Source organism: Variovorax pasteuri, assembly GCF_051216435.1.
GTDB lineage: Bacteria > Pseudomonadota > Gammaproteobacteria > Burkholderiales > Burkholderiaceae_C > Variovorax.
Window position 1 is genome coordinate 75239 of record NZ_JBPJZS010000011.1, and the last position, 19831, is coordinate 95069.

Genomic DNA, 19831 nt, shown 5'->3' on the forward strand with positions numbered 1-19831 from the left:
TCTTAGGCGAACTTGATTTCGTCGCCGCTGGACTTGAAGACGCGAACAGCCACGCGCTTGCCGTCAGCACCCTGGGTGACCTTGATGCCCACGCGATCGGCCTTGCCGGTCGCGGCATTGAAGATCGCCACGTTGGATTGGTGAATGGGCATGGACTTCTCGACGATGCCACCGGTCGTACCCTTGAGCGGGTTCGGTTTGGTGTGCTTCTTGACGAGGTTCAGGCCGTCGATGACGATGTGCGAATCGTCCTTGCGGAGCGAAACGGTACCGCGCTTACCCTTGTCACGACCGGCCAACACGATGACCTGGTCGCCTTTGCGAATCTTGTTCATGGCGTTGTGTCCTTAGAGAACTTCGGGTGCCAGCGACACGATCTTCATGAACTTCTCGGTGCGCAGTTCGCGCGTGACCGGTCCGAAGATGCGGGTGCCGATAGGCTCCAGCTTGGCGTTGAGCAACACTGCAGCGTTGCCGTCGAACTTGACGAGCGAGCCGTCAGCGCGACGGATGCCCTTGGCGGTGCGGACCACCACTGCGCTGTAGATCTCGCCTTTCTTGACGCGACCACGCGGAGCGGCTTCCTTGATGCTCACCTTGATGACGTCGCCCACGCTGGCATAACGCCGCTTGGAGCCACCGAGCACCTTGATACACAGGACGGATTTCGCGCCCGTGTTGTCGGCCACTTCGAGCCGGGATTCAGTTTGGATCATTTCTTGATATTCCCAACTTGTACCGATGAGCCTCCAGGAGGGAGACACCGCGGTCAGTCTTGGTCCCGTCGTCCACACCCCGAACCACTCGGGGCGCTTCCGCTTTGGGCTGAAAGCTTCGCCTTTTAGAAGCGAAGCCCGCGATTGTTGCACGCACTCAGAGCGATGTCAACTACCCCATTCCAGCATTTCGCACTGGCACTAGACTTCGGGGCGTGCGCTCCCCCGAGAACTCCCTTTCGAACGCCCCTTCGCCGCCCCTGCGCCGGCGCCTTCTGGCGGGCGCGGCCGGCCTGCTGGCGCTGAGCCTGGCCGCGTGCAGGAGTGCCTCCCCGGCTTCCAGCCCCGGAACTGGCCGGCTGCGCCGCATCGCCGAAGCCCGATGGCCGCACCGCTTCAATATAGAGGGCACCACGGCAGGCGGCCTCTCGGGCATCGATTACGACCCGATCCAGGGGGAGTACCTGCTGATCAGCGATGACCGGTCGGACCTGGCCCCCGCGCGCTACTACACCGCCCGCTGGCCGCAGCCCCAGCTGGCGCAGCCCGAGCCCATCGGCGTGGTGCAGCTGCAACGCCCCGGCGGCGGCCCCTGGCCGAACCGGCGCCATGCGGTCGACGGGCTGCCCGTGCCCGACCCGGAAGCCCTGCGCCTGCGGCCGGCGACAAACACCCTGCTCTGGACCAGCGAGGGCGACGTCGCCCGCGGCTTCGGGCCCGCGCTGTACGAGTCGGCCCGCGACGGCCGCTTCCTGCGCGAGTTCCCGATGCCGGCGATGTTCCAGCCCGATCCGGCGCAGCGCCGCGGCCCGCGCGACAACCTCAGCTTCGAGGGCGTCACCCTCACGCCCGACGGCCGTTTCGCCTGGCTGGGCATGGAAAACGCCCTGATCCAGGACGGCCCCGAGCCCACCGTCGGTGCGCCCGGCGGCCCCTGCCGCTTCACCCGCATCGACCTGCAGACCGGCCAGGCCGACCGCCAGGTGGCCTACGTGCCCGACGCCATCCCGCTGCGCCCGCTGGTTCCCGGCACCTACGCGGACAACGGCGTGAGCGAGATCCTCATGCTCGACGCCGACCGCATGCTGGTGCTGGAGCGCGCCTACGCCACCGGCACAGGCAACTCGCTGCGCCTGTACGAGATCGACACCCGCGCGGCCAGCGACGTGCTCGCCGTCGACGCGCTGGCGCCGGGCAACCACCGCCCTGCGGCCAAGACCCTGGTGGCCGACTTCGCGACGCTCGGCCTGTCCCGCCTCGACAACACCGAAGGCATGTGCTGGGGGCCGCCGCTGCCAGACGGCCAGCGCGTGCTGGTGGTCGTGAGCGACGACAATTTCAACCCGCTTCAAGTGACCCAGTTCGCCGCCTTCGCCTACACAGACCGCACCGACCGACCATGACCATCGCCGTCACCTTCCTCCCCCGCACCGGCCCCGCGCCGCTCCCGCCGTTGCCGCCCGTGGCCTTCATCGGCGGCGGCAACATGGCGAGCGCCATCATCGGCGGCCTGATCCAGCAAGGCACACCGGCGGACGCGTTCGAGGTGGTCGAGCCCTTCGAGGAAGCCCGCGCGAAGCTCGCCCAGTCTTTCGGCATCACGGCGCAGGCAGAGGCCGGCGAGGCCCTGTCGCGCTGCGGCGTGGTGGTCTGGGCGGTCAAGCCCCAGACCTTCGCGGACGCGGCCCGCCCGGTGCGCGAATTCGCGACCGACGCCCTGCACCTGAGCGTGGCTGCGGGCATTCCGTCGGACAGCATCGCCAGCTGGCTCGGCACCGAGCGCGTGGTGCGCGCCATGCCCAACACGCCCGCGCTCGTGGGCAAGGGCATGACGGGCCTGTACGCCCGCCCCGGCGCCGAGAGCGCCGACCGCGCGACGGTCGGGCAGTTGCTGGCGCCCACCGGCGAACTGATCTGGGTCGATGCCGAATCGGCGCTGGACGCCGTCACCGCCATGTCCGGCTCGGGCCCGGCCTACGTGTTCTATTTCATCGAGGCGATGACCGAAGCCGGCGTCGAGATGGGCCTCACGCCCGAGCAGGCGCAGCAGCTAGCCATCGGCACCTTCACCGGTGCCTCGGCGCTGGCGCACAGCGCGGCCGAGCCGCCTTCGGTGCTGCGCGAGCGCGTCACCTCCAAGGGCGGCACGACCTACGCAGCCATCACCTCGCTGCAGCAGGCCGACGTGAAGGCGCAGTTCAAGACCGCGATCCGCGCGGCGCAGAAGCGCGCCGCCGAGCTGGGCGAGGAATTCGGCCGCAGCTGATGGCGCTCAGGCCGGCGGCAGCGCGCGCGGCCCCAGGAAGAACAGCCACTCGGCGGCCAGCGTGACGGTGCCGTCCTCCAGCTCGAGCAGCACTTCCTCTTTCAGCAGGAAGCTGTCGTCCGGCTTGGGCGTCACCTCCAGTATGCGCACCCGCGCCCGGAAGCGCGCGCCCACCGGCATGGGCCGCACAAAGCGCAGCCGGTCGAAGCCGTAGTTCAGCGCGTGGTTCGAATCGAAGGGCAGCAGCGTGCGCATGGCCTCGCCGGTCAGCCGGATCAGGTGCGAGACCTGGAAGAAGCCCTGCACGATGGTGCCGCCGTAAGGCGCCTCACGCGCCGCGCGCTCGGGGTCGAGGTGGATCCACTCGCCTTCACCGTCGCCCGACAGCTCCGAGTAGCGCTCGACCATTTCCTGCGTGATGCGGTGCCATTCGGAGAAGCCCGCCTGGCCGATCTTCTGCGTCAGTCTCTCCAGCATCGAAGAAGCCCTCAGCGCACCGCGTAGCCGGCCACGATGCCGGCGAACACGGTGAAGCCCAACCAGTGGTTCAGGCGGAAGGCCTTGAAGCAGCCGTCGCGCGTGCGGTCATGAATCAGGCGCCAGTGCCACACAGCCTGCGCCGTCGCCAGGGCGATGCCGGCGTAGAACAACAAGCCCAGCGAGTGACTCGCGCCGGCCCAGCACCAGATCGCCAGGAAGATCGCGTAGCTCGTCATCACCGCGGCCACATCGAGGCGCCCGAAGGTGATGGCCGAGGTCTTCATGCCGATCTTCAGGTCGTCGTCGCGGTCGACCATGGCGTACTCGGTGTCGTAGGCCAGCACCCAGAACAGGTTGCCGGCCAGCAGCCACACGACCAGCACCGGCACCGTCGACTGCACCGCCGCGAAGGCCATCGGAATGCCGAAGCTGAAGGCGATGCCCAGCACCGCCTGGGGCACCGAGACGAAGCGCTTGGCGAAGGGATAGGCCAGCGTGATGGCCAGCGCCGCGAACGACCACAGCACCGTGAGCCGGTTGGTGGTGAGCACCAGGGCGAAGGCCGCCAGCGCCAGCACGGCACCGAGCCCCAGCGCCTCCTTGACCGGCAGGGCACCGCTGGTCACGGGCCGTTGCGCGGTGCGCTTCACGTGGCGGTCGAAGTCGCGGTCGGCCACGTCGTTGATGCAGCAGCCGGCACTGCGCATGAGGAAAGTGCCGAGCGTGAACACCACCAGCAGGTGCCAGCCGGGCCAGCCGCCCGCCGCGAACCACAGCGCGCCGAGCGTGGGCCACAGCAGCAGCAGCCAGCCGGCGGGACGGTTCCAGCGGATCAGGTCGAGGTACAGCGCGAAACGACGGGCAAGCATTGCGATTGCGGCGGGCAAAAAAAGAGCGGCCATTGTGCCGCTCGTTTCAGGGTCTCGGAATCCGAGGGACGGGGATCAGTCCTCGAGGAGCGAACGCAGCATCCAGGCCGTCTGGTCGTGCACCGTGCAGCGCGCGGTCAGCATGTCGGCCGTCGGGTCGTCGCCGGCTTCTTCGGCCACCGGAATGAATTCGCGCGCGATGCGCGACACGGTCTCGTGGCCCTTCACCAGGATGCGCACCATCTCCATCGCCTTGGGCGGGTTCTGCGGCACGTCGGGCACGGTGGCGATCTTGCTGAACTCGGCGTACGAGCCCGGCGCGTAGTGACCCAGTGCACGAATGCGCTCGGCCAGCACGTCGGTCGAATTCCAGAGCTCGGTGTACTGGCCCATGAACATCGCATGCAGCGAGTTGAAGTGCGGGCCCGTCACGTTCCAGTGGAAGTTGTGCGTGGTGAGGTACAGCGTGTAGGTGTCGGCCAGCACGCGGCTCAGGCCTTCGGCAATGGCGGCGCGGTCCTGGCGCTCGATGCCGATGTTGATGATCGGTGCATTGCGGCTGCCCGACTCCTGCGCGACCACCGTGCCGCCCTTCTTGGGCACCTTGCCGGCGGAGGAAGCTGACGACGATTTCTTCGGGGCTTTGGCCATGGCGAGAACTCTTTCTTCAAGTTTGGGTGAAACGCTTCGATTCTGGAAGCCGGCGTGCGGCTTCGCAACAGCGTCACTCTATCTCAGCGATCAACGATTCAAAACGGCCCTGGCGTAGGCCGATTCCCCGAATTGCCGCCTTCAGGACAGCCGCTTCACGCCAGGCAGCTCGCACGCATAGATGGCATTGCGCAGCGCCGCAATGGCCTCGTAGCGCGTGAAGGTGCGCCGCCACGCCAGCACCACGCGGCGCGTGGGCGGCTCGCGGTCGTGCGCGTCGCGCACGGGAAGGTAGCGCACCATCTGCTCGAATTCCTTGCGGCCCTTGACCTTGGGCTTGAGCGCCTCGGCCGGCACCGACAGGCGCGGCACCAGGGTCACCCCCATGCCCGAGGCCACCATGTGCTTGATGGTTTCCAGCGACGAGCCCTCGAAGCTCTTGCGGATGCCTTCGGCATTGCTGGAGAAGCGCGCGAACTCGGGGCACACCTCGAGCACGTGGTCGCGAAAGCAGTGGCCCGTGCCCAGCAGCAGCATGGTCTCGCTCTGCAGTTCTTCGGAGGTGATCGATTCGCGGTCGGCGAACTTGTGCTTGACGGGCAGCGCCGCCATGAAGGGCTCGTCGTACAGCGGCGCCATGGCCAGGCCGGTGTCGGGAAAGGGCTCGGCCATGATGGCGCAGTCGATCTCGCCGGCGCGCAGCATCTCCAGCAGCTTGGCCGTGAAGTTCTCCTGCAGCACCAGCGGCATCTGCGGGGTGCGGGCGATCACCTGGCGCACCAGGTCGGGCAGCAGGTACGGGCCGATGGTGTAGATCACGCCCAGGTTCAGCGGGCCGGCCAGCGGGTCCTTGCCGCGCTTGGCGATCTCCTTGATGCTGGCAGCCTGGTCGAGCACGCTTTGCGCCTGCTGCACGATCTGCTCGCCCAGCGGCGTGACAGTCACTTCGCCGGCGCTGCGCTCGAAGAGCTTGACCTCGAGTTCGTCCTCGAGCTTCTTGATGGCCACCGACAGGGTCGGTTGGGAGACGTAGCAGGCCTCGGCCGCCTTGCCGAAGTGCCGTTCGCGGGCTACAGCGACGATGTATTTGAGTTCGGTGAGAGTCATAGCTTGCGTCAATTATGCGCAAGGGGCCGTGACCCGGCTGGCCCAGGGTCTAAGCAGGTCTGTGTTTTGTAGCTCCCTGTGTTTCAGTGCTTGTCGAAATACGGAATGAAGATGTCGTTGGCCCCCACGCCCGCCTGCTTGACCCAGTCCAGCGAGAAGTGCTCCCCCAGGCGCTGGAGGTCGCGGCTGAACAGGTAGGGCACCGGTTCGGTCTTCACGCCGTTGCGCCGCAGCTCGTCCATGGCGCGGGCCGCGGCGGTGGCACTGGCGGCCCATCCGCGCGACTCGGCGGCCGTGCTGGCCGCCGTCAGCGCGTCGCGCGAGGCCGCGGGCAATGCGTCCCAGGCCCTGCCGTTGGCGAACACGAGGTTCTTGGGAAACCAGGCGTCGATGTCGTAGAAGAAGCGCATCGATTGCCACACCCGGCTTTCCACGCCCGTGACGGCCGAGGTCATCATGCAGTCGATGCGCCCGTCTGCCAGCGCGCGGTCGAGCTCGGTGGCCGGCACGTCGACCGGCACCGCGCCCATCAACGTGGCGATGCGTGCGGTGGTGGCGTTGTAGGCGCGCATGCGCAGGCCGCGCAGGTCGCTCATGCCGCCCAGCGGCCGGTTCGCATACAGGCCCTGCGGCGGCCACGCCACGGCATAGAGCACGCGCAGGCCGCGCTGCGCGAACGCCCGCTCGATCAGCGGACGCTGGATGCGCCACAGCCGCATCGCGTCGGCATAGCCGTGGGTGATGAACGGCACCGAGTCGGCGCCGGCCATCGGCACGTCGGCGACCAGGCTGCTCATGATGGCTTCGCCGGCCTCGACCTTGCCGTCCTGCACCGCGGCGCGGATGGCGTTCAGCGCGACCAGCGTGTTCTTCGGATGGACCTCGATGCGCAGCTGCCCCTGGGTGGCCAGCTCGACCTCCTGGGCCATTGCCAGCAGGTTGACGGTGTGGAAGTTCTCCGCCGGATAGCCCGTGGCCAGCCGCCACACGGTGGCACCGGGCGCGGCCGAGGCGGGGGACAGCGCTGACAACGCCGACATCGCCCCCGCACCGCACGCCAGCAACGTGAATGACCGGCGGCTGATGACGGGGGCGTGGTTCATGGCATCAGCCGATGGTCGCCAGCGTGGCGCCCGCCGCCACATGGCCGCCCGCTGCCACCGCGAAGGCGATGCGCCCCGCACGGTGCGCGACGACCTGCATCTCCATCTTCATCGCCTCCATCACGGCGACGACCGCGCCCTGCACCACCTCGTCGCCGTCGGCGACCTTCCAGCCCTGCAAGGTGCCGGACACCGGCGCGGCCACGGCGGCGGCATCCGCCACGACCGCTTGGGCGGGCGCCATGCCCGCAGCACCGGCGGCCGACGACAGCCCGCTCAACAGCACTGCCGGCAGGCCCAGCGCCATGCGCCGGCCGTCCACTTCGATCGCCGTGCGCAACAGGGCCGTGTCGGGCAGCGGGTCGGGCCGCATCGCCGCGGCCTCGCCGTTGGCGAAGTCGGTCTCGATCCAGCGCGTGTGCACCTTGAACGCGTCGCCCGACACGAAGTCGGGGTGCGCCATCACCGCGCGGTGGAACGGCAGCACCGTGGGCAGCCCCTCGATGCGGAACTCCTTCAGCGCGCGCCGCGCCCGCGCAATCGCCTGCTCGCGCGTGGCGCCGGTGACGATGAGCTTGGCCATCAGCGAATCGAAGGTGCCCGGCACCTGCGAGCCCGCGTCCACGCCCGTGTCCACGCGCACGCCCGGGCCCGAAGGCGCGTCGAACACCTTCACCGGCCCCGGCGACGGCAGGAAGCCGCGCCCCACGTCTTCGGCATTGATGCGGAACTCGAAGGCATGGCCGCGCGGCGCGGGCGTCTGCGTGATCGACAGGGGCAGCCCCTCGGCGATGCGCAACTGCTCGATCACCAGGTCGATGCCCGTGGTCTCCTCGGTCACCGGGTGCTCCACCTGCAGCCGCGTGTTCACCTCGAGGAAGGAGATCGCACCGCTCGCGCTCAGCATGAATTCGACCGTGCCGGCGCCCGTGTAGCCGGCCGCCGCGCAGATGTCGCGCGCCGACTGGTGGATGCGCTCGCGCTGTTCGTCGCTCAGGAAGGGGGCGGGCGCCTCTTCCACCAGCTTCTGGTTGCGCCGCTGCAGCGAGCAGTCGCGCGTGCCGACCACCACCACATGGCCGTGCGTGTCGGCCAGCACCTGCGCCTCGACGTGGCGCGGCCGGTCGAGGAACTGCTCGACATAGCACTCGCCGCGCCCGAAGGCCGTCACGGCCTCGCGCACCGCCGATTCGTAGAGCCCTTCGACCTCGTCGAGCCGCCACGCCACCTTGATGCCGCGCCCGCCGCCACCGAAGGCGGCCTTGATCGCGACCGGCAGGCCGTGCGTCTCGGCGAAGGCGAGCACCTCGCCGGCGCTGCTCACCGGGTCGGCCGTGCCCGCCACCAGCGGCGCGCCGACCTTGAGCGCGAGCTTGCGGGCCTGCACCTTGTCGCCCAGCATCGCGATGGCGGACGGCGACGGGCCGACCCAGGTGAGGCCGGCGTCGATCACGGCCTGCGCGAACGCCGCGCTTTCGGAGAGGAAGCCGTAGCCCGGGTGCACCGCGTCGGCACCGCTGCGCCTGGCCACGGCCAGCAGCTTGGCGATGTTCAGGTAGGTGTCGGCGGGCTTGTCGCCCTCCAGCCCGCAGGCCTCGTCGGCCATGCGCACGTGCAGCGCGTTCAGGTCGGCATCGGCATACACGGCGACCGACTGCACGCCGTGGTCGGCACAGGCGCGCGCGATGCGCACGGCGATTTCGCCGCGGTTGGCGATCAGGAGTTTTTTCATCGGGGGGCTTTCACGGTGCGCTGGGCGCGACGGGGCCGGGAGCGGCAATCGGGTGGAAGCGGACGCGCGCGTTCACGGGAATCTGACCCGCGCGGTCCAGGTGGTGGGTGGCGACGGAGGCGATCACGGGGTAGCCGCCGGTCAGCGGATGGTCGGCCAGGAACAGCACGGGCTGGCCGCTGGGCGGCACCTGGAGTGCACCGTAGGCAGTGCCCTCGCTGGGCAGCTCGGCGGGGTTGGCGCGCGCCAGCGGCAACTCGCCCGACAGGCGGATGCCGACGCGGTTCGACTGCGGCGTGACCACCCACGACTGGCTGCACAGCAAGGCGACCGCCTCGGGCGTGAACCAGTCGGTGCGCGGGCCGAGCACGATGTCGAGCACGACCTCCTGTTGCACCGTGGGCAGGTCGTCCGGCGGCGTTTCGGCGGCGCCCACCAAGGCGCCTGCCGCCACCGCGCGCACGGGCAGCACATCGCCCGTGGCCACGGCCGGCGGACCGATGCGAGCGAGCGTGTCGGTCGACAGGCTGCCGAGCACCGGCGCCACGTCGAAGCCGCCGCGCACCGCCAGGTAGCTGCGGATGCCGGCCTGCGGCTCGCCCAGCGCCAGCGTGTCGCCGTCAGCCAGCGCGACCGGCTGGTAGCGCGGCAGCGGCCACGCCGCGCCATCGGCGCGGGTCAGCGTGACGGGGCCCTCGGCACCGGTGATGGCCACCACCGCATCGCCGCGGCAGACGAACTGGAAGCCGCCATAGGCGATCTCGATGCAGGCCGCGTCCGAAGGGTTGCCCACCAGCCGGTTGGCCGCCTGCAGCGAACGCCGGTCCATGGCGCCGGACGCGGACACGCCCTGCTTCGCCTGGCCGTGGCGGCCGCCGTCCTGCAGCAGCGCCTGCAGCCCGGCGGCACGGATCTCGAAGGCGCAGCCGTTCGCCGCAACAGGGCGGGAAGGCGCGGCCTCCACCGCCGCGGGCTCTGCCTTCGGCAGCGCCGTGGCATCCACGAAGCGCACCGTGTCGCCCGGCTGCAGCAGCGCCGGTGTTTCGCGCGACAGGTCCCACATCGGCGCATCGGTGATGCCGATGATCTGCCAGCCACCCGGGCTGGCCTGCGGATAGACACCGCTGAAGCTGCCCGCCAGGCCCACCGCGCCCGCCGGAATGCGGGTGCGCGGCACCGAGCGGCGCGGCACGTTCAGGCTGGCGTCGCCGCCCGAGAGGTAGGCGAAGCCGGGCGCGAAGCCGGTGAAGGCCACGGTGTAGTCGCTGCCGGTGTGGCGTCGCACCACTTCCTCGGGCGCGATGCCCAGCAGCCCGGCCACCTCGGCCAGGTCTTCGCCGTTGTAGCGCACCGCAATCTCGATGTGCTTGTCGATGCGCGTCTCGCAGGCGTCGAGGCTGCGCTGTCCGATCTGCCTCACGAGTTCGTCCGCGCCGATGGCGGCCGGACGGAACGTGACCAGCAGCGTGCGCGCGGCGGGCACCAGCTCCTCGATGCCGGCGATGGGTTCGGCGCGCAGCGAGGCCAGCAGCGCCAGCGTCTGCGGCAGGTCGTCGAGCTCGACCAGCAGCGCATTCAGGTTGACCGGAAGAAAGCGCATCGTCATTAGTCAGCGCTCGCAAGGTCGTCCACGAAAGGCCGGATCGTCACGCCCGCCTGCTCCAGCCGCGCGCGCACCTGGCGCGCCATCTCGACCGCGCCCGGGCTGTCGCCGTGCACGCAGACCGATTCGGCCTCGATGCGCACCGTGCTGCCGTCGATGGCCGTGAGCACGCCGTCGGCGGCCAGCCGCAGCATGCGCTCGGCCACCTCGCCGGCGTCGTGCAGCACCGCACCGGGCTCGCGCCGCGACACCAGCGTGCCCTTGGGCGTGTAGGCGCGGTCGGCAAAGGCCTCGGCCACGGCGCGCAGGCCTTCGCCGCGCGCCCAGCCCAGCAAGGGCGAGCCCGCCAGCGCCACCAGGCACAGCGTGGGGTCGGCCTGCTGGATGGCGGCGATCACGTCGCGCGCCTGGCGCTCGTCATGGGCGATGGTGTTGTAGAGCGCGCCGTGCGGCTTCACGTAGCGCACCGTGGTGCCGGCGGCGGCGGCCAGTCCCTTGAGCGCGCCGATCTGGTAGATCACGTCGGCGCGCAGGTCGGCGCTTTCGACGTCCATGTTGCGGCGCCCGAAGCCCACGAGGTCGCGGTACGACACATGCGCGCCGATGGCCACGCCGCGTTCCCTGGCCTGGCGCAGGGTGCGCAGAATGCCGGCCGGGTCGCCCGCATGGAAGCCGCAGGCCACGTTGGCGCTGCTCACGAGGGCGAGCATGGCCGCGTCGTCGCCCATGCGCCACACGCCCAGGCTCTCGCCGAGGTCACTGTTCAAGTCGATGTTCATCGTGTTCGTCTCCGGCGCGCAGTGAGGCGCGCCCTGGATGTCAATGCAAGGTCAATGCAGGCGGCCGGCGGTCTCGCGCACGTCCTGGCGCACGGTGAGCGCGGTGCGTATGCCCACACGAAAGGCGTCCACCTGCGCGGCCAGCGCCATGCTCGCCACGCCCGGCTTGGGTGCGGCCTGCTCGGGCAGGTAGGGCACGTGGACGAAGCCGCCGCGCGTGTGCGCCAGCGCCGGCTGCGTCGCCAGCCGGTGCATCAGCGCATAGAAGATGTGGTTGCACACGAAGGTGCCTGCGCTGTTCGACACCGCCGCCGGCAGCCCCGCGGCGCGCATGTCGCGCACCATGGCCTTGATGGGCAATGTCGAGAAGTAGGCCGCCGGCCCGCCGGCCACCACCTCGGTGTCGATGGGCTGGAAGCCCGCGTTGTCGGGGATGCGCGCGTCGTCGACGTTCAGCGCGGCGCGCTCCATCGAGATCTCGGTGCGCCCGCCCGCCGCGCCGATGCACAGCACCAGCGGCAGCGGCGCCTTGTTGCCGAGGATGTCCGCCAGCGCGGCGTCCAGCGTGTCGATGGCGCGGCCGAACACGCAGGGCAGCTGCAGCGCCTGCACCACGGCGCCTTCGCAGGCCCAGCCGTCGAGCGCGCGGGCAATCTCCCACGCGGGGTTGACGGGATCGTTCTCGAAGGGCTCGAAGCCCGCGAGCAGCACCCGGGGTGCGATCGGCTGCCTGGCTTTGGTGGTCATGCGCGTTACCTCCGTGGCATGTCAACGGAACATCAGAAAGTACAGCAGGAAGATGTTGACCACCAGCAAGGCGGCCGCGGTCGGTATCTGCACCTTGATCACCGCGTTCTTGTCGGGCAGCTCCAGCAGCGCCGCCGGCACGATGTTGAAGTTGGCCGCCATCGGCGTCATCAGCGTGCCGCAGTAGCCCGAGAACATGCCGATGGCCGCCATCACGGCCGGGTCGCCGTGGTACACGCCCACCAGCACCGGCACGCCCACGCCGCCCGTCATCACCGGGAAGGCCGCGAAGCCGTTGCCCATGATGATGGTGAACAGCGCCATGCCCAGCACGTACACCACCACCGCCACGAAGCGGATGTCCATGTTGATGTAGCTGGTGGTGATGTACGCCACGGCCTTGCCCACGCCCGCGTCGGAGAACACCAGGCCCAGCATGCCCAGCATCTGCGGCAGCACCACGGCCCAGCCCAGCGCGTCGGTCAGGCGCCTCGACTCGCGCATGCCCTGCATCGGCGTCTCGCGCGTCAGCCAGCAGGCCAGCGCCAGCGCCACCACGCAGCCCACGCCAAGGCTCACCAGCGTGGTGTTCTTGGGGTCGAGCAGGAAGGCGTCGCCGATCTTCACCTTGCTCATGAGCACGGTGCCGATCACGGTGACAAGCGGAATCGCCAGCGCGGGCATGAAGAGCTTGTTGCCCAGGCGCGTGGCGCTGGCCTGGTATTGCTCGGGCGTGGGCTCGCGGTGCTTGCCCGCGCCAACGCCGCGCAGGCCGGCAATGACCGCCATGACGATGGCGCCCCCGCCGACCACGGCCGGCGGCAGCTTGTCGCCGATCAGGAACACTAGCGCATAGAGCGCCCAGAACAGGCCGCTGGTGTAGCGCTTGGGATGCTGGCGGTCGGTCAGCGTCATGATGGCCGTGACCGCGAGGATCAGGCCGACCAGGATGTAGAGGTGCTGGATCGAGAGAATCATGATCAGCGGCCTTCCTGGGTCGCAACAGGTGCGACGACAGCGTCTTGGGCCTTCTCACCGGCCATCTCGCGCGCGATCGACTGGTCGAGCCGGCGCAGGCGCCACGAGTGGATGATGAAGGCGGCAATGGCCGTCGGAATGCCCCACAGCGCAATGTGCAGCGGCTCCACGTCGATGCCCGCCTCGTGCAGGAAGGTGCTCATCAGCACGATGGCGCCGAAGGCCACGAAGATGTCCTCGCCGAAGAACAGGCCCACGTTGTCGGTGGCCGCGGCATAGGCGCGCAGCTTGTGGCGCAGGCGGTCGGGCAGCTTGCCGTAGCGGGTCTCGGTGGCGCCTTCGGCCATGGGTGCGAGCAGCGGGCGAACCATTTGCGGGTGGCCGCCCAGGCTGGTGAGGCCGACGGCGGCGGTGAGTTCGCGCGCGGCGAGGTAGACGATCAGCAGGCGCCCGGCGGTGGCCGACTTGATGCGGCTGATCCAGTTCTGCGCGTGCTGGCGCAGGCCGTGGCGCTCAAGCAGCCCGATGACGGCCAGCGGCAGAAGAATGATCAGCGGCAGGTTGCGCGTCTTGATGAACCCGTTGCCGATGGCCGTGAGGATGGCCATCGGCCCGAAGCCCGCAGCGGCCGCCGTCACGATGGCCGTGACGATCACCACCAGCATCGGATTGAAGCGCAGGATGAAGCCCGCAATGATCACGGCCACGCCGATCAGCGGCCACAGATGAGGGATGTCAGGAGTCATGTTGGTCTTTCGTTATGGATTCAGAGACACCTTGCGCGGGAACGCCGGTCCTTCGCTTGATGCAAACCTCGTGCCAATGAATGAGCAATTGATTTCACCTGAATCACTCATTAATCAGAGATTGTTGAACAATCATGATTAGTGTGCCCAACAACAGTGCCCGGGTGACCCCATGAAAACCCTGATCGCGCCCGCTCCGGGTGCATCGGCCATGGCCTGAAACCTGCAATCCGGGAGCGCAATCTGCTGCAAACTCGCCTGGGCCCGGTTCGCCCGGGTTCACCCGGTTTTCCCGCCCCTTCCATCCTCCCCTTCCTGGAATGACTTCACTGGCCTCCCCGACTTCCCCCGCATCGCCGGCCGCCGGCACGCAGACGCTCAACGACCGGGTCGCCGAACTCATCCGCCAGAAGATCGTGAAGGGCGAGTTCTCGCCCGGGCAGCGGCTGTCGGAGGCCGCACTGGCCGACAGCTTCGAGATTTCGCGCAACACCCTGCGCGAGGTGTTCCGCACGCTGACCAAGGAAGGGCTGCTCAAGCACGCGCCCAACCGCGGCGTGTTCGTGGCGGTGCCGAGCATCGCGTCGATCATCGACATCTACCGGGTGCGCCGGCTCATCGAATGCCAGGCGCTGGCGCAGGCCTACCCGCGGCATCCGGCCAAGAAGCACATGCGCGAGGCGGTGGAAACGGCGCTGAAATGCCGCGACGCCGGCGACTGGCTGGGCGTGGGCACGGCCAACATGGAGTTCCACAAGGGCATCGTGGAGCTGGCGGACAGCGAACGGCTGAACATCTTGTTCGCGCACATCCTGGTCGAGCTGCGGCTGGCCTTCGGCCTGCTGAAAGACCCGGAGTTCCTGCACGCGCCCTATGTGGACATGAACACCAAGCTGCTCGAACTCATCGAGGCCGGCAAGTTCGCCGAGGGCTCGGCGTCGCTCAACGACTACCTCATTCACTCCGAACGCATCGTGCTGGCCGTCTACGCGCGGCAGATGCCCGAAAACGGCATCGACAACTGACCATTTCCACTTCAAGGAGACGCCATGACCCTGTCTGCCTACCTACTCTTCCTGCCGGCCTGCTTCGCCATCAACATGGCCTTCGGCCCCAACAACCTGCTGTCGGTCACCAACGGCGCGAAGCACGGCGTGTCGCCGGCCGTCATGGCGGCCAGCGGGCGGCTCGTGGCCTTCGCGATCATGATCGCCATCGCGGGGCTGGGCATGGGTGCGGTGCTGGTGGCGTCGGAGATGGCCTTCGACGTCATCAAGTACATCGGCGCGGCCTACCTGGTGTGGATCGGCATCCGGCTGCTGCGTGCGCCGGCGCCCACGGCCGAGGTGCAGTCGCGCGACGCTTCGGCGCCGCTGTCCATGCGCGCGCTGGTGCGCCAGGAATTCACCGTGGCAGCGGGCAACCCGAAGGCCATCCTGGTGTTCACCGCCTTCTTTCCGCAGTTCGTGGTGCCCGGCGCGTACGCCTCCAGCTACCTGCTGCTGGGCGTGACCTTCCTGGTGTTCGAGCTGGTCGCGATCGCGCTCTACGCGATGCTCGGCGCACGCATGCGCCGGCTGGCCGATGGCAGCCGCGCCATGCGCTGGTTCAACCGCGTGAGTGGCAGCATGATGGTCGGCTTCGGGCTGATCCTGGCGTTCACGCGCCGGCCGGCGGGCTGAGCGACTTCAGGCTTTCAGGTACTCGGCCTTGGTGCCGAGCCAGCGGTCGATGTGCCGCTGGGCCAGCTCGGGGTGCTTGTGCAGCATCACCGGCGCCAGCTCGCGCGCCCAGTCGAGCAGCAGCGTGTCGGTCGCCAGGTCGGCGAAGCGCAGCAGCGGCGCGCCCGACTGGCGCGCGCCCAGGAACTCGCCCGGGCCCCGAATCTCCAGGTCGCGCCGCGCGATCTCGAAGCCGTCTCCCGTTTCCGCCATGGCCTTGAGCCGCGCGCGCGCCGCCTCGCCCACGCGCCCGCTGTCGCCCGGCGCATAGAGCAGCACGCAGGCCGAGGCCGCCGCGCCCCGCCCCACGCGCCCGCGCAGCTGGTGCAGCTGCGACAGGCCGAAGCGCTCGGCATGCTCGATGACCATGAGCGAGGCGTTGGGCACGTCGACGCCCACTTCGATCACGGTCGTGCTCACCAGCACCTGGATTTCATTGGCGGTGAACGCCGCCATCACGGCCTGCTTCTCGGCCGTGGGCATGCGCGAATGCAGCAGGCCGACCTGGACGGCATCGCCCAGCGTGCCGGCCAGCTCTTCGCGCGTTTCGGTGGCGTTGCGCAGGTCGACCGCCTCGCTCTCCTCGATCAGCGGACACACCCAGTAGACCTGCCGGCCCTGCGAAATCTGCGACTGGATGCGCTCGATCACCTCGTCGCGCCGGTGGTCGGCCACCAGCTTGGTGACGATGGGGGTGCGGCCCGGCGGCAGCTCGTCGAGCGTGGAGACGTCGAGGTCGGCGTAGTAGCTCATCGCCAGGGTGCGCGGAATGGGGGTGGCGCTCATCATCAGCAGGTGCGGCTCCAGGTCGCCGCTGGCCTTGCCGCGCAAGGCCAACCGCTGCGCCACGCCGAAGCGGTGCTGCTCGTCGATGATCGCCAGCGCGAGCTTCTTGAAGCGCACCTTCTCTGAGATGACCGCGTGCGTGCCGATGACCAGCGCCGCCTGGCCGCTCTCGACGGCGGCCGACATCTCGTCGCGCTCCTTCTTCTTCTGGCTGCCCGTGAGCCATGCCACGCGCAGGCCGCGTTCGGCCAGCAGCGGGTCGAGCCAGCCGACCAGCTTGCCGAAATGCTGCGCCGCGAGGATTTCGGTGGGCGCCATCAGCGCGCACTGGAAGCCCGCGTCGATGCAGCGCGCCGCCGCCAGCGCGGCCACCACCGTCTTGCCCGAGCCCACGTCGCCCTGCAGCAGGCGGTGCATGGGAATGGGGCGGCCCAGGTCGGCGGTGATCTCTTCGCCCACGCGTTGCTGCGCGCCGGTCAGGCCGAAGGGCAGCACGGCCAGGAGCTGCGCATGCAGCGAGGTCGCGGCCGGCTCGGCGGACGAGGGCAGCACCGGCGCGCGCTGCGCCGCGCGCTCCAGCCGGGCCTGCAGTTGCGACAGCTGCTGCGCCAGCAGTTCCTCGGCCTTGATGCGCTGCCACGCCGGGTGGCTGTGGTCTTCGAGCGCTGCCATCGACACGTCGGGCGTCGGGTAGTGCAGGAAGCTCAGCGCGGCGCGCAGGTCCCACGCGCCGCGCAGGCCGATCTGCACCGGGATCGTCTCGTCGAGTACCGCGCGCGCCAGGCCCGAGCGCACCTCGCGCCGCAGCACCGGCTGCGCGAGGCCGGCCACGGTCGAGTACACCGGCGTGAGCGCATTGGGCAGCGAGGTGCCGGCCGCCTTGACCGTGGGGTGCATCATCTGCCGCCCCACGAAGCCGCCACGCATCTCGCCGCGCACGCGCACCTTGGCGCCGACCGCCAGCTGCTTCTGCTGCGACGGATAGAAGTTGAAGAAGCGCAGCTCGCAGGTGTCGGAGCCGTCGTCGAGGGTGGCGATGAGTTGGCGGCGCGGGCGGAACACCACCTCGCAGTCGGTCACCACGCCCTCGACCTGCGCCATGTCGCCGTCGCGCGTGTCGGCCAGCCGCACGATGCGCGTCTCGTCCTCGTAGCGCATCGGCAGGTACAGCGCGAAGTCGATGTCGCGCACCAGGCCGAGCTTGCGCAGCGCGCGCTGCACCAGGCTCAGGCCGCTGCCGGGCGGCCCTGCAGGCGCAGGCGCAGGTGCGGTGGCAGTGGCGGGGGTCGGGGCTTTCTTGGCGGGCACAGGCAGGGCTTCTAGCGCGGGCGGCAAAGGTCCGTCAAGGCGCTGCGGGCATCGGGAAACGCGAAGCGAAAGCCGGTCTGCAGCAGCCGCGCCGGCACCACGCGCTGGCCTTCGAGCAGCAGGTCGGCCTGTTCGCCGAGCAGCAGCTTGACGGGCGCGGCGGGCGTGGGCATCCAGCAGGGGCGGTGCAGCACGCCGGCGGCCACGCGGGTGAATTCTTCCTGGCTCAACGCGCCGGGCGCGGTGAAGTTCCAGGCTCGCGCGGTCGCGGGCCCGGCGGTGCCTTCCGCCACGGTCCACACATGGGCCATGGCGCGGACCAGGTCGTGCACGTGCACCCACGACAGCCACTGCCGCCCGCTGCCCAGCCGACCGCCCATGCCCAGAGAAATCGGCAGCAGCAACTGCGGCAGCGAGCCCTGGTGGCCCAGCACGAAGCCGAAGCGCATGCAGGCCACCTGCACGCCGTGCGCCACGGCCGCATGCGCGGCCTGCTCCCAGCGCCGGCACAGCTGCGACATGAAGATGTCCTGCGGCGGCGCGTCTTCGGCCAGCTTGGTGGTGTCGCCGTGCGGCTGCACGCCGTAGTACCCGATGGCCGAGCCCGAGAGCAGCAGCCACGGCTTGCGCGGCCGCGCCGCGATCCACGCGACCAGCTGCTGCGTCAGACCCTCGCGGCTTTGCAGCAGCTGCTGCTGGCGCCGCTCGCTCCAGCGCAGGCCCAGGATGCGCGCGCCCGCAAGGTTGACGACCACCTCGATGTCGTCGGCCGCGGGCACCTGCGCCAGCGACTGCACGCAGCGCACCGCACCGCCGAAGCCCCAGGCGGCCGAGCGCGCGTCGCGCGTCCACACCGTCACCGCATGGCCGTCGGCCAGCAGCTGGCGCACGAGCAACTGGCCGATGAAGCCGGTGCCGCCCGTGACCAGCACGCGCTGCGGCTTCGAACCGAAGCGCACCAGCGCCTGCGCGTCGCGTGCCTGCGCCTGCCTTTGGCGCTTGAAGATCGCGCGCGCCGCAAGACCGTCGCGCAACCCGGACACACCCACGCCCGCGCCGCACAACGCGAGGAAGGCACTGAGCCAGCCGTACGGCTGCCACACCATGGCCGTCGGCTGCGCGGCCCAGTCGACCGCATTCATCGCCAGCAGCGCGATGAAGGCGCCCGCATTGATGGCCAGCACCGTGTGCGTGACCCGCTCCGTCGGCGGCAGCAGGCGGCTGCCGTCCTCGACCACGAAGTCCCACAGCGTGAGCACGATCTCGACGCCGAACACCGCCAGCAGCACCCACGCCCATGCGCCGTGCCAGGCCCACGACGACAGGCCGATGAACAGCGCGCAGTAGATGGACGAGCGCGTGGCGTGTATCGACAGCTCGCGCCCCGCCGTGGCGCGCCGCGGCAGCGCCTCGGTGCCCTCGTGGTGGTAGAGCGTGTCGAAGGCGCCGAGCGCGCCCTGGGCGGCCATGAGCTGCAGGGCCAGCAGGTGGGTGTCGATCATCGGGGGGCTTTCGGTTCCGGCACTTCCTCGAACACGCCGACCTGGGTGAAGGTGGTGCCCATCAGGCAGTGGCGGATCTCGATGCGGATGTTGAAGCGCTCGGGCGTTTCGTTGTGGTGCCAGAGAAAGGTCTTGCCCGGCGTGAGCAGGCCCGGCAACGGAATGCGCCAGCCGAACAGGTCCCAGAAATAGCCGTCGCTCTGGAAATGCAGGCTGCCGTTTTCCACGCTCAGCACCAGCTTCATGCCCAGGCCCATGCCCACGTACTCCAGCACCTCGCCGCGCTCGCTCTCGCGCATGAAGCTGGTGAACTGGATGGGCTTGCGCCCGTGCAGGCGGTAGATGCGCTGCTTGTAGATGGCCGGGTCATCCGGCTTCGCGTAGACCTGGATCTCCACGGGAAAGTGGCTGTCGCTGTAAGGAATGAGCGCGCCCTGGATCATCGGTTGCGTCAGGTGGCCGAGCAACCGGCCGAAGCGCGAGCAGCGCAGCTCGCTGAGCGCGCCCAGGTAGTGCAGCGCCTTGCCCGGCGAGGGGTTCTTGTCGAAGCGGCGGCGAATGTCGGGGTGCAGGCCCTGCCAGGCATGGCCGAGAATTTTCTTGAAGAGCTCGCCTTCGGAGGGGCCGGGGGCAACGCCCGGTTCGGACCCCGAAGAAACGCGGGCTGCTTGTGAATCGACCATCCGCTGATTCTGCCTCGGCAACCCCGTGCAGCCTCACGCCGCGGCCCGGTTTTC

20 protein-coding genes are annotated in these 19831 nt (G+C 69.5%); 4 read left to right on the top strand and 16 right to left on the bottom strand.

The window, feature by feature from the left end; genetic code table 11:
* Window positions 1-2 precede the first annotated feature (2 nt).
* Together rplX and rplN are read right to left on the bottom strand one after the other, a co-directional pair.
* Window positions 3-335: a 50S ribosomal protein L24 gene (gene rplX, locus ACSFBM_RS29395; protein WP_435437507.1), complete on the bottom strand. Its 333-nt coding sequence runs from the start codon at window positions 333-335 to the stop codon at window positions 3-5.
* A gap of 12 nt (window positions 336-347) precedes the next feature.
* Window positions 348-716, bottom strand: coding sequence for a 50S ribosomal protein L14 (gene rplN / locus ACSFBM_RS29400; protein ID WP_009124801.1), 369 nt, complete (start codon window positions 714-716; stop codon window positions 348-350).
* Between the two features lie 215 nt (window positions 717-931).
* Here rplN and ACSFBM_RS29405 point away from each other — a divergent pair, with 215 nt between their 5' ends.
* Together ACSFBM_RS29405 and proC are read left to right on the top strand one after the other, a co-directional pair.
* Window positions 932-2119: an esterase-like activity of phytase family protein gene (locus ACSFBM_RS29405; RefSeq protein WP_435487539.1), complete on the top strand. Its 1188-nt coding sequence runs from the start codon at window positions 932-934 to the stop codon at window positions 2117-2119.
* Window positions 2116-2982, top strand: coding sequence for a pyrroline-5-carboxylate reductase (proC, locus tag ACSFBM_RS29410; protein ID WP_435487540.1), 867 nt, complete (start codon window positions 2116-2118; stop codon window positions 2980-2982). Before ACSFBM_RS29405 ends, proC begins: the two co-directional genes overlap by 4 nt.
* Before the next feature lie 6 nt (window positions 2983-2988).
* Here proC and ACSFBM_RS29415 read toward each other — a convergent pair whose 3' ends face one another.
* The 11 genes from ACSFBM_RS29415 to ACSFBM_RS29465 form a co-directional block, all read right to left on the bottom strand.
* The gene (locus ACSFBM_RS29415) at window positions 2989-3459 is read right to left on the bottom strand and encodes a MaoC/PaaZ C-terminal domain-containing protein (RefSeq protein ID WP_435487541.1); all 471 of its coding nucleotides are present in this window, start codon (window positions 3457-3459) and stop codon (window positions 2989-2991) included.
* Between the two features lie 11 nt (window positions 3460-3470).
* Window positions 3471-4331: a 4-hydroxybenzoate octaprenyltransferase gene (gene ubiA / locus ACSFBM_RS29420; RefSeq protein ID WP_435487542.1), complete on the bottom strand. Its 861-nt coding sequence runs from the start codon at window positions 4329-4331 to the stop codon at window positions 3471-3473.
* Between the two features lie 75 nt (window positions 4332-4406).
* Window positions 4407-4982 carry a Dps family protein gene (locus ACSFBM_RS29425; protein WP_435487543.1) on the bottom strand — a complete coding sequence of 192 codons (576 nt, stop codon included), beginning with the start codon at window positions 4980-4982 and terminating at the stop codon, window positions 4407-4409.
* A 141-nt stretch (window positions 4983-5123) separates the two neighbouring features.
* Window positions 5124-6089: a LysR substrate-binding domain-containing protein gene (locus ACSFBM_RS29430; RefSeq protein ID WP_435437501.1), complete on the bottom strand. Its 966-nt coding sequence runs from the start codon at window positions 6087-6089 to the stop codon at window positions 5124-5126.
* 83 nt (window positions 6090-6172) lie between these two features.
* Window positions 6173-7192: a TRAP transporter substrate-binding protein gene (locus tag ACSFBM_RS29435; RefSeq protein WP_435487544.1), complete on the bottom strand. Its 1020-nt coding sequence runs from the start codon at window positions 7190-7192 to the stop codon at window positions 6173-6175.
* 4 nt (window positions 7193-7196) lie between these two features.
* Complete coding sequence (locus ACSFBM_RS29440; protein WP_435487545.1) at window positions 7197-8924, bottom strand: acetyl/propionyl/methylcrotonyl-CoA carboxylase subunit alpha; 1728 nt, start codon at window positions 8922-8924, stop codon at window positions 7197-7199.
* 10 nt (window positions 8925-8934) lie between these two features.
* Complete coding sequence (locus ACSFBM_RS29445) at window positions 8935-10524, bottom strand: 5-oxoprolinase subunit B/C family protein (RefSeq protein WP_435487616.1); 1590 nt, start codon at window positions 10522-10524, stop codon at window positions 8935-8937.
* 5 nt (window positions 10525-10529) lie between these two features.
* On the bottom strand, window positions 10530-11306 hold the full coding sequence (locus ACSFBM_RS29450) for a LamB/YcsF family protein (RefSeq protein ID WP_435487546.1): 777 nt from the start codon (window positions 11304-11306) through the stop codon (window positions 10530-10532).
* A 51-nt stretch (window positions 11307-11357) separates the two neighbouring features.
* Complete coding sequence (gene pcp, locus ACSFBM_RS29455; RefSeq protein WP_435487547.1) at window positions 11358-12053, bottom strand: pyroglutamyl-peptidase I; 696 nt, start codon at window positions 12051-12053, stop codon at window positions 11358-11360.
* A 21-nt stretch (window positions 12054-12074) separates the two neighbouring features.
* Window positions 12075-13031 (bottom strand): DUF979 domain-containing protein, encoded by a 957-nt coding sequence (locus tag ACSFBM_RS29460; protein WP_435437481.1) that lies wholly within the window; start codon window positions 13029-13031, stop codon window positions 12075-12077.
* A gap of 2 nt (window positions 13032-13033) precedes the next feature.
* Window positions 13034-13777, bottom strand: a complete 744-nt coding sequence (locus tag ACSFBM_RS29465; protein ID WP_435487548.1) for a DUF969 domain-containing protein — start codon at window positions 13775-13777, stop codon at window positions 13034-13036.
* 320 nt (window positions 13778-14097) lie between these two features.
* Here ACSFBM_RS29465 and ACSFBM_RS29470 point away from each other — a divergent pair, with 320 nt between their 5' ends.
* Together ACSFBM_RS29470 and ACSFBM_RS29475 are read left to right on the top strand one after the other, a co-directional pair.
* Entirely contained in the window at window positions 14098-14802 is a 705-nt protein-coding gene (locus ACSFBM_RS29470) for a GntR family transcriptional regulator (protein ID WP_435487549.1), read from the top strand.
* A 24-nt stretch (window positions 14803-14826) separates the two neighbouring features.
* Window positions 14827-15459 (top strand): LysE family translocator, encoded by a 633-nt coding sequence (locus tag ACSFBM_RS29475; protein WP_435487550.1) that lies wholly within the window; start codon window positions 14827-14829, stop codon window positions 15457-15459.
* A gap of 6 nt (window positions 15460-15465) precedes the next feature.
* On the opposite strand, the gene recG is transcribed toward ACSFBM_RS29475, so the two are convergent.
* The 3 genes from recG to ACSFBM_RS29490 are packed head-to-tail and all read right to left on the bottom strand — an operon-like array spanning window position 15466 to window position 19777.
* Complete coding sequence (gene recG / locus ACSFBM_RS29480; RefSeq protein ID WP_435487617.1) at window positions 15466-17598, bottom strand: ATP-dependent DNA helicase RecG; 2133 nt, start codon at window positions 17596-17598, stop codon at window positions 15466-15468.
* 5 nt (window positions 17599-17603) lie between these two features.
* On the bottom strand, window positions 17604-19094 hold the full coding sequence (locus ACSFBM_RS29485; protein WP_435487551.1) for a TIGR01777 family oxidoreductase: 1491 nt from the start codon (window positions 19092-19094) through the stop codon (window positions 17604-17606).
* Entirely contained in the window at window positions 19091-19777 is a 687-nt protein-coding gene (locus ACSFBM_RS29490) for a DUF4166 domain-containing protein (RefSeq protein ID WP_435487552.1), read from the bottom strand. Before ACSFBM_RS29490 ends, ACSFBM_RS29485 begins: the two co-directional genes overlap by 4 nt.
* Window positions 19778-19831 lie beyond the last annotated feature (54 nt).

Bases quoted from the DNA above. Each gene is read 5' to 3' on its own strand.
- ACSFBM_RS29415 (WP_435487541.1), bottom strand. From the start codon at position 3,459: ATGCTGGAGAGACTGACGCAGAAGATCGGCCAGGCGGGCTTCTCCGAA.
- ubiA (WP_435487542.1), bottom strand. From the start codon at position 4,331: ATGCTTGCCCGTCGTTTCGCGCTGTACCTCGACCTGATCCGCTGGAAC.
- ACSFBM_RS29490 (WP_435487552.1), bottom strand. From the start codon at position 19,777: ATGGTCGATTCACAAGCAGCCCGCGTTTCTTCGGGGTCCGAACCGGGC.
- ACSFBM_RS29460 (WP_435437481.1), bottom strand. From the start codon at position 13,031: ATGATTCTCTCGATCCAGCACCTCTACATCCTGGTCGGCCTGATCCTC.
- ACSFBM_RS29445 (WP_435487616.1), bottom strand. From the start codon at position 10,524: ATGCGCTTTCTTCCGGTCAACCTGAATGCGCTGCTGGTCGAGCTCGAC.
- pcp (WP_435487547.1), bottom strand. From the start codon at position 12,053: ATGACCACCAAAGCCAGGCAGCCGATCGCACCCCGGGTGCTGCTCGCG.
- rplX (WP_435437507.1), bottom strand. From the start codon at position 335: ATGAACAAGATTCGCAAAGGCGACCAGGTCATCGTGTTGGCCGGTCGT.
- ACSFBM_RS29475 (WP_435487550.1), top strand. From the start codon at position 14,827: ATGACCCTGTCTGCCTACCTACTCTTCCTGCCGGCCTGCTTCGCCATC.
- ACSFBM_RS29470 (WP_435487549.1), top strand. From the start codon at position 14,098: ATGACTTCACTGGCCTCCCCGACTTCCCCCGCATCGCCGGCCGCCGGC.
- ACSFBM_RS29425 (WP_435487543.1), bottom strand. From the start codon at position 4,982: ATGGCCAAAGCCCCGAAGAAATCGTCGTCAGCTTCCTCCGCCGGCAAG.
- ACSFBM_RS29430 (WP_435437501.1), bottom strand. From the start codon at position 6,089: ATGACTCTCACCGAACTCAAATACATCGTCGCTGTAGCCCGCGAACGG.
- proC (WP_435487540.1), top strand. From the start codon at position 2,116: ATGACCATCGCCGTCACCTTCCTCCCCCGCACCGGCCCCGCGCCGCTC.
- ACSFBM_RS29465 (WP_435487548.1), bottom strand. From the start codon at position 13,777: ATGACTCCTGACATCCCTCATCTGTGGCCGCTGATCGGCGTGGCCGTG.
- ACSFBM_RS29435 (WP_435487544.1), bottom strand. From the start codon at position 7,192: ATGAACCACGCCCCCGTCATCAGCCGCCGGTCATTCACGTTGCTGGCG.
- ACSFBM_RS29485 (WP_435487551.1), bottom strand. From the start codon at position 19,094: ATGATCGACACCCACCTGCTGGCCCTGCAGCTCATGGCCGCCCAGGGC.
- rplN (WP_009124801.1), bottom strand. From the start codon at position 716: ATGATCCAAACTGAATCCCGGCTCGAAGTGGCCGACAACACGGGCGCG.
- ACSFBM_RS29450 (WP_435487546.1), bottom strand. From the start codon at position 11,306: ATGAACATCGACTTGAACAGTGACCTCGGCGAGAGCCTGGGCGTGTGG.
- ACSFBM_RS29440 (WP_435487545.1), bottom strand. From the start codon at position 8,924: ATGAAAAAACTCCTGATCGCCAACCGCGGCGAAATCGCCGTGCGCATC.